This is a genomic window from Arcticibacterium sp. GJ41-1 (assembly GCF_055808875.1).
The window spans coordinates 2704928-2719828 of record NZ_CM147888.1 but is presented as its reverse complement, the minus strand read 5'-3'; the positions used below and the strand labels follow the sequence as shown (position 1 = coordinate 2719828).

14 protein-coding genes are annotated in these 14901 nt (G+C 33.7%); all 14 read left to right on the top strand.

Annotation, left to right across the window (positions count from 1 at the left end):
- Positions 1-134 precede the first annotated feature (134 nt).
- The 14 genes from AC0L6O_RS11225 to AC0L6O_RS11160 all read left to right on the top strand — a co-directional run bounded on the left by AC0L6O_RS11225 (position 135) and on the right by AC0L6O_RS11160 (position 14795).
- Positions 135-1421 (top strand): MBOAT family O-acyltransferase, encoded by a 1287-nt coding sequence (locus AC0L6O_RS11225; protein WP_473302408.1) that lies wholly within the window; start codon positions 135-137, stop codon positions 1419-1421.
- On the top strand, positions 1414-2394 hold the full coding sequence (locus tag AC0L6O_RS11220) for a hypothetical protein (protein ID WP_473302407.1): 981 nt from the start codon (positions 1414-1416) through the stop codon (positions 2392-2394). The genes AC0L6O_RS11225 and AC0L6O_RS11220 overlap by 8 nt, the downstream gene beginning before the upstream one ends.
- Positions 2395-2642: 248 nt before the next feature.
- Entirely contained in the window at positions 2643-4325 is a 1683-nt protein-coding gene (leuA, locus tag AC0L6O_RS11215) for a 2-isopropylmalate synthase (protein WP_473302406.1), read from the top strand.
- A 255-nt stretch (positions 4326-4580) separates the two neighbouring features.
- Complete coding sequence (locus AC0L6O_RS11210) at positions 4581-5396, top strand: DUF6597 domain-containing transcriptional factor (protein WP_473302405.1); 816 nt, start codon at positions 4581-4583, stop codon at positions 5394-5396.
- Positions 5397-5482: 86 nt separating this feature from the next.
- Positions 5483-5857, top strand: coding sequence for a VOC family protein (locus AC0L6O_RS11205; protein ID WP_473302404.1), 375 nt, complete (start codon positions 5483-5485; stop codon positions 5855-5857).
- Between the two features lie 114 nt (positions 5858-5971).
- Complete coding sequence (locus tag AC0L6O_RS11200) at positions 5972-6313, top strand: TfoX/Sxy family protein (protein ID WP_473302403.1); 342 nt, start codon at positions 5972-5974, stop codon at positions 6311-6313.
- A gap of 233 nt (positions 6314-6546) precedes the next feature.
- Positions 6547-7677 (top strand): hypothetical protein, encoded by a 1131-nt coding sequence (locus AC0L6O_RS11195; protein WP_473302402.1) that lies wholly within the window; start codon positions 6547-6549, stop codon positions 7675-7677.
- A gap of 233 nt (positions 7678-7910) precedes the next feature.
- Complete coding sequence (locus AC0L6O_RS11190) at positions 7911-8669, top strand: class I SAM-dependent methyltransferase (protein ID WP_473302401.1); 759 nt, start codon at positions 7911-7913, stop codon at positions 8667-8669.
- Positions 8666-9868, top strand: a complete 1203-nt coding sequence (locus tag AC0L6O_RS11185) for a glycosyltransferase family 4 protein (RefSeq protein ID WP_473302399.1) — start codon at positions 8666-8668, stop codon at positions 9866-9868. Before AC0L6O_RS11190 ends, AC0L6O_RS11185 begins: the two co-directional genes overlap by 4 nt.
- Before the next feature lie 125 nt (positions 9869-9993).
- A complete protein-coding gene (locus tag AC0L6O_RS11180; RefSeq protein ID WP_473302397.1) occupies positions 9994-10986 on the top strand; it encodes an SGNH/GDSL hydrolase family protein in 993 nt (330 codons plus the stop codon).
- Positions 10987-11439: 453 nt separating this feature from the next.
- Positions 11440-12192 carry a radical SAM protein gene (locus AC0L6O_RS11175; protein ID WP_473302396.1) on the top strand — a complete coding sequence of 251 codons (753 nt, stop codon included), beginning with the start codon at positions 11440-11442 and terminating at the stop codon, positions 12190-12192.
- The gene (locus AC0L6O_RS11170; protein WP_473302395.1) at positions 12155-12508 is read left to right on the top strand and encodes a hypothetical protein; all 354 of its coding nucleotides are present in this window, start codon (positions 12155-12157) and stop codon (positions 12506-12508) included. The genes AC0L6O_RS11175 and AC0L6O_RS11170 overlap by 38 nt, the downstream gene beginning before the upstream one ends.
- 93 nt (positions 12509-12601) lie before the next feature.
- Complete coding sequence (locus AC0L6O_RS11165) at positions 12602-13603, top strand: polysaccharide deacetylase family protein (RefSeq protein ID WP_473302394.1); 1002 nt, start codon at positions 12602-12604, stop codon at positions 13601-13603.
- A gap of 157 nt (positions 13604-13760) precedes the next feature.
- Positions 13761-14795, top strand: a complete 1035-nt coding sequence (locus AC0L6O_RS11160; protein WP_473302392.1) for an SGNH/GDSL hydrolase family protein — start codon at positions 13761-13763, stop codon at positions 14793-14795.
- The last annotated feature ends 106 nt before the right edge of the window (positions 14796-14901 follow it).

Here is a 14901-nt window from a genome sequence, read left to right as displayed (position 1 = left end):
ATTACTCAATTGCCTTAATTATAAGACGTTTAGAAGAAAAAAGTCATAGGAAAGTATTAGTTACTTCAGGGATTTGTGCAAATGTCTTTTTACTATTTGCCTTTAAGTTTTCACTTGAAAATTCCCTTGGTGTATTGCATAATACCGTCGAAAATCAAAGTGTTTTTTTAGAAATAGGCATACCCTTAGGACTTTCATTTTACACATTTTATCAAATATCATTTCTGGTGGATACATATAAATCAGAAACTAAGCTTCTGGATTTTTTTAAGTATTCTTTATCGGTATCATTGTTTAGCCAACTTACCGCAGGCCCAATACTAAATTATCGTGATGGGTTTTCTCAATTTGATCAAATTGGCAAAAAGCCTTTTGATTATGAAAACTTGTCTAGGGGTATCAGTTTATTTACTGTAGGATTATTGAAAAAAGTTCTTTTGGCCGATTCTCTTGCTACCATTACCAGTCAGCTTCATCATGCCATAAGCATGGGAAAAGAACTAAACACTCTAGAGTCAATAGGAGCGACTTGGGGTTTTCTTCTTCAATTATACTTTGATTTCTCTGCTTATTCAGACATGGCTTTAGGTCTCGGACTGTGCTTTGGCTTTACTTTCCCTATTAATTTCAACTCTCCTCTAAAAGCCACCTCGTTCAGTGATTTCATTTCCAAATGGCACATGTCCCTTATTAATTTTACGCGGAATTATATTTTCTTACCAATCTCAAAATATGTAAAGAAAAAAGCTAGGGGTAAAGCTGTCAGAAGGCAATTTATAGGTTGGGCTGTAGGTCTTCAAGCTTCTTTTTTAGTAATAAATATCTGGCACTCACCAACCCTTATGCTAGTTTTACAAGGCCTCGTTCTTGGTTTATTTCTCATAATAGTGAATGTCATCGGTAAATCAATTAGCAGAATTTCCATAACGCCAAAAAAAACTTCAATCAGAATTAAAAGACTAAAGGCAGTCTTGGGACATTTCTTAGTTCTTTCTGCTGCCTCAATTTTTGCCACATTTCTCAGAATTAGTAATTTCAATGAATTAAGTACATTGTTTCACGGCTTTTTTAGATTACCCAAATTGGAAACTGATAATACCCTTTTAATTGAAACAACAAGCCATTTCGCTTATCTGATTTCTGACAGATTGGTGCCGTCCATCCAAGAGCCAATTACATTATTGGGATACCAAACGCTTACTATTCCTACTATTCCTTTTCTTTTACTCCTAACTCTAATCGGAATATTTGGTCCAAATACGATGCAAGCCTTTGGTATGGTAGTTCACTTAGAAAAGAAATGGTACCAAAATTTCCTCTGGAGGCCTAGTTTAAAATGGGGGATATTTATAGGCTTAGCTTTGGCATCTTATCTTATGATAGCAGAAAATACTTCATCACTTAAGTTTTTATATGAATAATTATAAGACTAATAGAAAACCAAATAAAAAGTTCTTTTTAGGAATATTTTTGAGTTTTGTTTTACCAGTAATCTTCGTCGGGCTTTTTAATTATATAATTAATCCTTATCAGCTAACGAATAGAAATTTATTTGGAGATATCAACAAAAAACATTTTATAGAAGAATCTATTATAAAAAAGACATTCAAAGATAATTCGAAAGGTGACAAAGCTAAAATTAGCCTAGTTGGCACATCGCACGTAATACACGGCATTTCAATTTGTAATAAACCAGACTTTGAAAAATTTGCTTTATCTAGACTAATAATGGAAGAGGCAATAACTTTTATTCAACTCATCATTCAAAATTCAAATGTTCCTAAGACTATCTTAGTAGAATTATCAAATGATAAAAACTATTATCTTTTAGAGAATATACATCACAGAAGACTGCACAAATTTGACTTTCATGAACGCTTTTTGCATGCAAGAACCCTGCGTGCATCCTTAATTCACTTCAAAACAATTTTGAAACCATCAGATGCCTTATCTGACGAGTGCAATTCCACTCTTGAAGATACCCCACTTCCAAATTTTCATAATTTAGAAAAACTAAATCATGAGTTTACTATTCAACTAAATTCAAGTCTCAAGTTTTTAAAAACTCTAACGAGTTCATTAACAAATGACAAAGAATATTTGAATCATAAAATTGTTTTTTACTCACCCCCACTTCCTTACAGTATAGTGGATACTTTTAATTTGGCTCCCCATATAAAGGCTAGAAACAACGAGCTTCAAAATATCATTTCAGAAATAAATCAAAAAAGCCCGAACATTAAATACTCTTTTGAGGACCTGTTGAATTCGGAACTAGGAAGCGAATATATTCCTTGGACCCCAAGTTTTAATAAAGGATGGTATGATACTGACCATTTTAAACCAGTTATTGGTGAACATGTTTTAAGACGATTGCTACCAGAAGGAAAATAATTGCTTTTCTAACATAGCCCCAAATTGAATACCAAACAGATTATAAATTTTGTAACCTTTCTTCCTAATTAAACCCACCTTCCCCTTACTTTCGCCCGTCTTTTTTAAAAGAATACCACACCATTTATCAACGATTCTATTTTGAAGTTTCATTCCTTCAAAAAATGAGTGCATATTTACGGCAAAGAAGGCTTACCACGTTTCGGTAGGTAATGTTCGCTTCAAGATTTAAGGATTTAAGACAAAGTATGAAATCATCTGACATTAGTAAGTATACCCCATTTAAACCAATAGCTTTAAAAGACCGTGAATGGCCTAATAGAACACTAACACAGGCTCCAATATGGTGCAGTGTAGACCTCAGAGACGGAAACCAGTCTCTCCCAGTACCTATGAATATTAACCAAAAGGTTACTTTATTCAAACAATTAGTGGCCATTGGTTTTAAAGATATTGAAGTTGGCTTTCCGTCTGCTTCTGATACCGAATTTAACTTTTTAAGAACTTTAGTAGAGGAAAACCTAATTCCGGATGATGTCAGGATTCAGGTCCTTGTTCAGGCTCGTGAACCATTAATTCGTAGAACCTTCGAATCTCTGGAAGGTGTAAAAAATGCAATTGTACATCTTTATAACTCTACTTCTAGACTTCAGCGTAAGGTTACTTTTGGCAATGCAACAAAAGATGAAATCAAATCTATTGCGGTAGAAGGTACTCTTTTGATAAAATCGCTTTTAAATGAGGTTCCAAATACTAATATTACATTAGAATATTCGCCAGAAAGCTTCTCGGATACCGAAGAAGATTACGCAATTGAGGTTTGCGAAGCTGTAATAGATAGTTGGGGACCTACACCTGAAAATAAAATCATTCTCAATCTTCCATCTACTGTAGAATGGAATATGCCAAACACATACGCGGACCAAATAGAGTGGTTTTGTCGTAACATCAAAAAAAGGGATTCTGTAATAGTTAGTTTACATACCCACAATGACCGAGGTACTGGTATTGCATCAACAGAGTTAGGACTACTAGCAGGTGCCGACCGTGTGGAGGGTACTTTGTTTGGAAACGGAGAGCGTACAGGAAACCTAGATTTAGTGACCGTTGCACTCAACATGAATAGCCACGGTATACAAACAGGGCTTGACTTTTCAAATATCGACGCGGTTCGCAAAGTTTATGAGAAAAACACTGGAATGAGTGTTCACAAACGTCACCCTTATGCAGGCGAGTTAGTCTTCACAGCCTTCAGTGGTAGCCACCAAGATGCCATCAAAAAAGGAATGGACTTGAGAGGCGAAGATGAAATTAACTGGGAAGTTCCTTACTTAACCATCGACCCTATTGACATTGGCCGTAGTTATGAAGCCATTATTAGAATTAACAGCCAAAGTGGTAAAGGAGGCGTAGCATATATCTTAAAGAGAGAATTCGATTATGATTTGCCAAAGAAAATGCATCCTGAAGTGGGAATGCATATCAATGGTTTAGCAGATAAATATGGTAGGGAGTTGAATTTCAAAGAAATTGAAGATGAGTTCAAAAAGGAATTTGTTAACCGCAAAGACATCATTGAATTGAAAAAATATGAAATTCAAGAATTGACTGAAACGGAGGTTCAATCTATCGTAACATTAATTCATAATGGTCAGGAACTGAAATTAGACGGGCGAGGAAACGGCCCTATAAATTCGGTGGTTTATGCGATGCAGCAGCAAGGCTGGAAAGATTTTAATGTAGAACAGTATCGTTCTCATTCTATAGGACACAGTTCGGCTTCTGTCTCTGTTTCTTACGTACAGCTCTCTATGAAAGATAACCCAGCCATAAAAGTTTGGGGTTGTGGTGAACATACGAGCATTCGAAGGTCTGGTGTAAATGCATTAATATCAGCATATAACAGAGCTCAAATTCTAAAGAACAAGTAGATTCATACATAAAATAAGAAGTGGACTTTAAAATAATTACGGTCCCTCAAGGTCAAAACACAAACCCCGACATACATCGGGGTTTGTGTTTTTATTTAGTGAATTTAGACAGCGAAAAAAAGTAAATTTCAATTACCTCCCTTAGAAGCTTTACGTTCCTAAATTCTATTTATTTTTTACCAATCATAAACTAGTGGCTAACAAATCAAGTATGTATATTTAGTTGTGAAGACATCATGAACATTTGCACTTTTAATGAATCATCAAATATTTGAGCCCAACAACGATCTGGCATCCCTCGTCAAATGTTACTGGACACTAGAAAGTTCTAAAGAAGACACTCCAGAAAGAAATACCATTGTACCAGACGGCTGTATGAAATTGATTTTTCATTATGGTGATTTATACAAACATTACCCAGAAGACGGAAGCAGCATTTCGCTACCAAAGTGCTTTTTAATAGGACAACTCACAAAACCATACGAAGTAGAACCCACAGGAAAAACAAGTACTTTCTTTGTTTGTTTCCATCCGAACGGCTTTTTACCCTTTGCTAGCTTTCCTATTAAGGAAATGGAAAACACAGCCGTTCCATTAGACAAACTTTTTGGAAATGAAGGTATAGAAATTGGACAAGAAATTTTAACCGCCAACAGCACCTCAGAAAGAATAAACCTAATTGAAGACTTCTTGTTAAGGCAATTAGCCGACAATAAAAATGTAGATAATATTCTAGAATCAACCGTTGAAACCATTTTGACAGCGAACGGAAGCCTTTCCGTGGATGAACTATCCAAACAAAACAACATCAACCGGAGGCAATTGGTACGTAAGTTTTCGTCACACATAGGCCTAAGTCCAAAACAACTTTCTAAAACTATAAGATTACAAGCTACGCTCAAAAAATTGCTCAACAGTGATGTCTCCAGCCTAACAGACTTGGCTTACGAAAATGAATATTACGACCAAGCACATTTCATCAAAGATTTCAAAGAGTTTACAGGACTCACACCCAAAGAATTTTACGGTGACCACTTAAAAATGTCTTTGATTTTTGACAGCAAAGATTAGGCTTGTCCCATTTTTACAATTTTAAGATTTAAACTCGTCGCACCTTTGCATAGCAATATCGCAAGAGAGCTTAAATCAAAGTAAAAATGAAAAATGTAAATCCTGTTAATTGGTTTGATATTAATGTGGCAAACCTAGCCCGTGCTAAAAAATTCTATGAAACGGTATTCAACATTCAACTAGTGGATTTTCCGATAGAATGCGGAAAACAATCAGGTTTCCCTTTTGACCCAAAAGGAATGAATATTACCGGAGCTTTAGTAGAAAAAACGGATATGGTTCCTAATGGGAACAACACCATTATCTATTTTGAGTCAGAAGATTGTGTAACAGAAGAAGCCCGAATAGAAAAAGCTGGAGGAAAAGTGGTTAGGCCTAAAATGTCGATTGGCGAGTTTGGCTTCGTAGCCATATTTACAGACTCAGAAGGCAACACCATTGGCCTTCATTCAAGAAAATAATCAAAGACTAGTGAACCACGGTAATGGACAAACTTATTGCTGTGGTTTACTTTTCAAAATGATTTTGACCACCCCTTATTAATCATTCATTACTCAAGCCAAACAACATTATTTATGGCGTACGACATCAAACTTGCTGACAGATTAAGAGAATACCTTGCAGAAATACCAGATATAGAAATTGAAGAAAAAGAGATGTTTGGCGTATTAAACTTTATGGTAAATGGCAAAACCTGCGTGTGTGCAGGAGGCGAAAACCTCATGCTACGTTTTGACCCAAAGCCTCAAGAGGAACTTGCCGAAAAGTCTGGCTATGAAACCATGTTTATGAAAGGCAAAGAATACAAGGGCTATTGCTACATAAACCCAGATGGCTTTAAATCAAACAAAGATTTCAAATACTTTATTGACATATGCCTTGCTTATAATAAAGTTTTAAAAGCTTCAAAGAGGTAGGTAGCATTTAAGTCAACTAAACACTTTGAATTATTCCTAATAGGAAGTATTTTCGTTTTATTCTGCAAAATCATATTTGAAAACAATTACTCATAAGGGTTCAGAAAATTTCTATTTTAAGAGACTACACAAATTCATTTTAGAAATAGGTAAATTATGAGGAAGAACACCAAATAAAGTAGAACCTATTAAAACTTAATTTTCAGATGTAGCACTTAGGCGAGGAATTGTAAATGAAAAAAGCAAGCATTTTCTTTAAATTGTTTATCATTAGAGCCATACTAAGTCTACTCCTATTAGTAGGAGCCGATATTATACTGACTTCGATAATGAGCTTTCCTAGTGACTACTTTACAGGAACACCTAATCATAGTTTTAGTTGGCTATTGGAAGAGAATCACTTGTCTGGAATAGAGACATTTTCAAATGTTAGATTTAATAAGCTGGGTGCTAGATCCCCTAACCTTGAAGAGAATAATTCGAAAATAAAAATAGCAGCTATTGGAGGAAGTACAACAGCTTGCTTTGCCCTTGACCAAGAACTTACTTGGACTAATCTTCTTCAGGAAAAAATGGGAAATAAAGTATGGATTGGAAATTTTGGAAGACCTGGCAATAAAAGCCAACATCACGTTCTTCAAACACACCACCTATTTAAAAAAAATGAGCTCAAAAACACTAAATACGCTATCTTTTTAGTTGGAATAAATGATTTTTGTGCATACTTAGGTGATAGCTCTAAATATTTAAAGAACTCAGACATATCAGATAAGTACATAGCTTTTGAACACATTCCTGATACTGACATACCATGGTTTAAAAGAAGAGCTTTGTTCAAAATGGCTAAAAATCTTAAAAGAAAACTAAACTTTTATATCGGTACTAAGTCATTTACTGAAACAATTAAAAAATCTCAAGAGAAACGCTTTAATTCAACCAAAATAAACGAGCTTCCTAGTCTGGAACAAGGTCAATTAAAATATCAAGAGAGGTTATATAGTATTATACAAAACTGTCGAAAAAATGGGGTGATTCCAGTTTTTTTCTGCCAACCTGTTTTATGGGAAGAAAACCTAAAACCAGAGTTTGAAACACTACTTTCTTTTGGTGAGTATTTTGATTCACAACTTCAAACTTCTATATTTTACAGCACTAAGGCACTTGCTGAAGGAATGAAAGCTTTCAACTCCACTCTGATAGACCTATGTTTAAAACAAGGTGTATATTGTTTTGAGTTAGACCTACCCCATTCTACTGAGGCTTTTTATGATGATTGTCACTTCAATAAATCTGGAGCAGAAATTGTAGCGAACCAAATATATTCCAATTTATCAACGGTAATTCCTGAATTAAGTGTAGATTAAAATATTACTAAACCTTTAGCCCAGATTCTTTAATACAAATGCTTAAGCGTAAACAAGTACATTAAGAACTGTAAAAAAACTTTTAGTATCTAAAAAAGACAAACTTTCAACGAGAACATAACATTCTTTATGAGTTAGAAACTGGGTCTTCATTAAGAAATTTCTTCCATGTGTGGCGTAAACTAAAATACCTTTGAATTTCATTACTTTTGAAAGCTCCCTTTAAATTTTTTATGTTTTCTAAAAAACAGATGATTAGCAGACTTTCTCAAAATCAGAAAAGGAAATTGGCAAATATTCTTGCGAGTTTCTTTTCCAATAGTTTGAGGAAATTAGACAATATTTACAATCCGAGTAAAGGAAAATGCTTCGATTTCTTCACCTTATACACCAAACATTTAAAAAAGTTTAAATACAAACGTATTAATCTATTAGAAATAGGAGTTGGAGGATACAATAATCCAAATAGTGGAGGCGGCTCATTAAGAGTTTGGAAAAAATACTTTCGCTTCGGCAAAATCTTCGGAATAGATATTAACGATAAAAGCCCACACGAAGAAAGAAGAATCAAAACTTTCAAAGGAAGTCAATCAAATACATCTTTTCTAAGTGATGTGATGAACAAGATTGGAGCCGTAGATGTCATCATTGACGATGGTAGCCACAGGAGTGATGATGTGATTACTAGTTTTGAGTTTCTATTCCCTTTTCTGAGTTCCGGTGGTGTTTATGTTATAGAAGACACACAAACTTCATACTGGGATGTGTGTGGAGGAAGCATGAACAAAGAAGACAAAACCACCATGAATTTCTTCAAAAATTTAACTGACGGTTTGAATCATGAAGAATTTCCATTACCTAGCTACAAGCCTAGCTATTTGGATTTGAATATTGTTGCCATATATTTTTATCACAATATCATTTTCATTGAAAAAGGAGAAAACAATAAGGGTTCTAATGTTTTAAAAAACAACACCCTCCCTTCAGCATGAAAAAAGAGTTGAGCCAATTCCATGTGGTTTTCATTGTCCTCGCGTATAAGGATGTAAGTATTGATGATTTTTTTAATTACAGTATCTGTCAGGTTAATCAAGCAGTCGGGCTTGCGAAACTGGATGTTAAAGTTACTGTTCTTACTAGATTCTCCTTAGACACAATAATAAGTAGAGACGGCGTCGAATATCATTTTATCAATGACGGAAAATCAACTTGCTTAAAACAATGGCAATTATCAAAAAAAATCACGAATCTACTTTTCACAATTAATCCGAATATTATTCATTTACATGGATTCAGATTTCCTCGCTTCCTAAATTACTTATTAAGGAAGAACAAAGGCAAATCTAAAGTGGTTGTTGAGTACCATTCAGATCCCATTCCCAAAAAGCTTAAATGGGTTGTAGCGAGAAGCTTAAAAAAAATAGACAAAGTCATTTTTGCCAATTTTAAAGCAGCTAAACTTTGGACTCAAACATTTTCACTTTCTCAAAGTAAATGGGCTTTTTCAATCGAATGTGCTCCTGATTCGAAGTTCATGAAACGTGAAGTAGCTAGGAAGATCTCTAGATTTTCTGGTTCGCCTATCTTTTTATGGAATAGCAGATTAATCCCTAGAAGAGACCCATTAACAGTTATAACTGGTTTCGAATATTTTCTAAAATTAGAAACGCATCCTGATAGCCATTTCTATATGATGATTCCTGATTGTGATGAAGCGTTATTCACTAAGTTAACTCAAAAAATAGCAGCCAGCAAATTACTTACAAATGCCGTAAGTCTGATAAAAGAGCGGAAACCTCATCATGAAGTTGCGGTTTACTTTAACAGTGCAGATTATGTACTAAGTGGCAGTTTGGAAGATGGTTATGGATATGGTGTCGCCGATGCCATGTCTTGCGGAGTAATCCCAATAGTAACTAATATTTCAACGTTCAAGCAAATAACCGAGAATGGCTCTATTGGTAGTATTTGGGAGGCTGGAAACCCAGATTCCTTAGCCCAAGCTATTACAATAATTGTTGGTAAAACATTTTCTAACATAGAAAACGAGGCTTTAGAAATTAGCAAATATTTTGAAAGCAAATTAAGTAAACAAGTTCAGGCGAAGGGACTTATTAGAATTTACGAAAATTTGTTTCCACAATCTTTACAACGATATAAAGCAACCTACTCGCAAAATGCTAAAGAGTAATGAAACGCACTAAAATGAATAAACAAAGTATACTAAGGCTCTTTATTCTGACGTCAACAACTCTAATATTAGTCATCATACTAGAGATTTTCTTATCCTTTTTTTACAAAAAAAATCAAAGATATTTGATTAATACCCCAGGCCTAGAATATCAATATAATTTTAAATCGAAATATGTTAAAAACATGTCCAATTTGGTTCATGTAAAGATTAATAGTTTAGGGGCCAAATCAGATGAACTTACGGAAAATCACCAAGAAAAAATTATAGCTATTGGTGGTAGCACTACCGAATGCAACACGGTGGATCAGCCACTAACATGGACAGAAATAGCTCAACAAAGTTTAAGCAAAAACACTGGAAGATTTTTTTGGGTCGGCAATTTTGGAAAGTCTGGCAATACAAGCGAACATCATATTTTGCAGACTCAAGAGTTACTTAAAATGAAGGAGCTTGCTGATGTAAAAACAATGATTTACCTAATCGGAATTAATGATGCACTAAAGTCTTTACATTATCCTGAAAGGTATTTGGATACTCCAATATTAGACTTAAAGAAAAAAGCCTTTATGGTGTTCCCTGACAATGAGTTATCATATTTAAAGCGTTTGTCCACTTTCAAGTTTGTTAAAGAAAAAAGATTTCACTGGCAATTGCATTGGGTTGACCAAGACATTTTTGATAACCGTTACCAAAAAAATAAAGAAAATAGAGCGAACGTTAATTGGGCTAAAAACTTACCGAACCTTACAAAACAGATAAACCGATATAAAGAAAACATAAGGTATTTAATCTCTTTAAACATTAAGAATAACAAGAGACCCATATTTATTACACAACCCGTCCTTTGGCATGAGAACTTAGATCCAAACCTTAAAGACTTACTTGTTTTTGATTTGATAGCGTTTAATAAATACACTCCAGATGCTTTAGCAGAATTAATGACCCTATTTAATAAGGCATTAATAGAAGTATGTGAAAAAGAAAACATCAATTATATAGATTTAGCCAATGAGGCAGACCCAAGCTGGTTTTATGATGATTGCCATTTCAACTTGACTGGAAGTAAAAGAGTAGGCGAACTAGTCTCAAAAGAACTAGAAACTATTTTAAACTAATATTTCCTTAAAGAAACAACTTTCCTGTTTGACAAAACATAATGCCTTATAGCTTGAGGTGCTCCTTTAGCCTAACCTTTTCCGAAAGAGTTTTAAAACAATCTTTGAACATTCACTTTACCTACTTAATATTTAGAAACAAAATCACTACCGAATAATACTAGAACTTTTTCTCATTATTAAGCAGTTTTGTTTTGACTCTCAAAAAAATGGCTCTAATCCATTTAGCTTTTGAATTTCATTATTCTTTAAAGTAAAAGATTTATTTTTAGGTTCCACCAAATTGTAGTCTGCCAAAACAGTCGTTCTACTGCTCAAGAATTTTATCATCTTCGATTCACATAACTTTAATCGGTCGAATTATATTTTGATTATATTTGATAAATGCGGCTTGCATTAAAAAAAAACAACAATAAACCCAGATTCATTTAGGCTTTGACCTCTAATTAAAACATGCACAAACGGGAAAAGGTAATCTTATATAATTCAAAGACCGTATTATTTGATATGCCTCTTACTTTGTTAGCAATCGGTTCGATTTTAGACTCAAAAAAATACGAAGTCATAATAATTGATGGAAGATTGACGAATAACGTATTGAATTCTGTTTTACCTCATTTAGAAGATGCAGTTTGTTTTGGAGCTTCTGTAATAACAGGAGCACCAATCTCAGATGCTCTAAATCTCTCTGCACAAGTCAAAAAGGCTAGACCTAATTTGCCTGTAATATGGGGAGATTCGGACACTTCTCTTTTTCCGTTACAAACTCTATACGACAAGCCTTTCATAGGCATTACAATTCAAGGACAAGGGAAGAACGCGTATAAAGAACTGGTATCCTTCTATCAAAATAGAATTGAAGGTTTTTGCAAGGAATTAATAAATCGTAAATTAAATATATCTTGGGCAGCAACTATGCGTGCTGTTAAAGGAAAAAGGCTCACTAATAAAGATTGGGATCTTTGTAAAAAATCAGGCTTAAGAAGGTTATTGATTGGTGTAGAATCAGGTTCGCAAGAAATGATGGACTGGAAGAAAAAGGATGTAAAACTAACAGAAGTATTTTACTGTGCAGATAAATGTAAGGAGCTTGATATTAGTGTAATCTTTCCATTTACTCTAGGTTTTCCTGACGAATCAGATGAAAGTGTTTCAGAAACAGTTAAAGTTGCAAAAAAAACTAAGAAGACAAAACACCAAGTTTGACACACCTATTTTCTATTTTAAACCATACCCGCGTTCAGCCATAACAGAGGATGTTGAAAAGAAAGGATATACGCTGCCGCAAACAAGAATTGAATGGTCGAAATCTGGTCATTTAGGGTTATCAGGCCCATGGGTAACAAAAGAAAAAGAACGCTTTTTTGAGAATTTTAAATTCTATTTGAATCTAGCCCATAGGCCTAAGAAAAGTTCAACCATGCTTCCCATAAAAAAAGTTGCAGAATGGAAATTACAAAAAGATGGCTTCTATCTTCCTAAAGAAAAACATATGTACGAGCTATTAGCAATAGCAAACTAAGTTATCCTGAGAAAATTATAGTTAATAGAATCTAAAGGTTTTCGTCAAGTCTCAGATTTAAAAGTTCAAATACTGTCTAATACAGTACAATTTATGACAAATTCATTTTATACAATTTACAAAAAAACTGGCTACCATATTCGTAGAATAGGTATTGACATGACATCTCGATTTTTGAGAAACAACTGGTTATTAAATGACCGACCAGGAAAGTGTATTCTACTTTATCATGGCATTGATTTAATAGGACAGACCTCTATTAATTCACGTTTTATTTCAGCACAGCTTTTTGCACAACAATTAGATTTTTTACAAAAACATTATCATCTTGTTTCCCTGTCTGATCTAGTATCCGATAAAATTGATCCAGATCGTATGAATATTGCAATCGTATTTGATGATGGATATAGAAACAACTTACAACTAGCTTTACCAATACTTGAAAAAAGGCAAATTCATGCTACATTCTTTGTTACAGCCATTAACCACACACAATACTCGATGCTTTGGGCTGACTATTTAGACCTCGCATCTAATTTAAGTCACGCCAAAATAACCGTTGGAGGTGATGAGTATAATAAAAAAAATGGAGTCTATAAAAACGTACATGGTGTAAGCCTAAAAACTATGTGTAAAACACACGATTGGTCTTTTAAAAAGAAAATATACACATCCTTTCCTAAAATCGAAGGCTTATCACAATTAGAAGAATGGGAGATATACTGGAAAACTTTGTCTGACGAAGAAATCATTAAATTGGACAAATCTAAGTATGCAAGTGTAGAATTACATGGATACTACCATGAAAACCTCGATGTATGTAGCCATACTGAAGCTGTCAGATTAATAACTATGGCAAAGCATTATTTGGAAAATTTACTACAGCGAGAAGTTCAGAGTATTGCATTCCCAGATGGAGCCTATACCAGAGATTTAATTCAATCTTGTTTCGAAATGGGCTTTAAGAAACAATATGCAGTAGATTATCTATTTCCTGAAGATAAGACTGATCCTAGAATACACTCAAGGCTTACAATTAACCCATTTACCAATCTATCACATCAAGTCTGGGCTATATTAAATAACAAATATTAAAGAAAATGAGTACAGAAATAAAGGTCAAAGTTCGTAACTAAAAGTTAACAAAACTGACAAACTATTTCAGTCAGAATTAATACTTGTTACAAAAATCAAAAAGCTAAATCTAAGAAAAACTAAATTATACCAAGCTTTGGCAAAACCCTTAGTAAATATGAAAAAAGTACTTCCTAATATATTATTGATACTATTTGGTCTTCTATTGGGCTTGCTTATTGCTGAATTGGTATTAAGAATTTATAATCCACTTCCAACTAGAGTTATTGGAAATTCTTTAAGATTAATAAAAGACTTTGAGAAAACTTTAATAATAGACAACCCACTTCATCAAAGCGGATTAGATGATACAATATATTACAGCACCAACTCTATTGGCTTTAGAGGTATAAATCCCCCAACTAATTTATCAGAGTACTATTCCATATTTACCGTGGGTGGAAGTACAACAGAATGCTCCCTACTTGATAACACTAAGACTTGGACCTATGTATTAAACTCTAAATTATCCCAAACAATGGACAGAATTTGGATAAACAATGCCGGAATTGATGGGTGTTCATCCTTTGGTCATTCAGTTCTATTAAAAGAACATATTTTTGATTATAACCCTGATATGATATTGTTTTTAGTTGGGCTCAATGAAATGTATGTAGTAAAAAATAATGACGATTCATTTTTAGAAGATTCACGAGAGTATCGACTTAGAATGATAGCTCAAAAAAGTAAACTATTTTCTTTCCTATGGAATCTACGCAGGCAATTGCTAGTAAGAACATATGAGATGGGGCATATGTCAAATAAGTCTCCTAAAGATTTATCAAAAAAAGAATTTAAAGAGAAAAGTGAACTTTATTTAAAAAACCAGAAAAAATACAAAAAAAGATTAGATAACATTATAAACCAATGCATAAAGAGAGACATTACACCTATTCTCATTACTCAACCAATATATAATCTCACTAATTCTCATCCACTTTCTTTTGTTAAATATTATAATCAAACAACTATCGAAGTTGGACTGGAAAATGATGTATTAGTGATTGACCTAGCATCTAAATTAGACAACAATCCTGATTTTTATTATGACTCAGTGCATTATACTAACATTGGAGCAGAAAAAGTAGGACAGGTCATTTATGAAGAGCTAAAAAATGAACTCCCATTCTCTAAGAAGAATAAAGTGCGTTAAAACGCACTATATTGAAGCACAATTTGCTAACTAAGTGGATTAAAGGTATAATACATGTTTTGAACAAGGAGATAATCTTTTAAATAATATTATAAGAACTCAACCG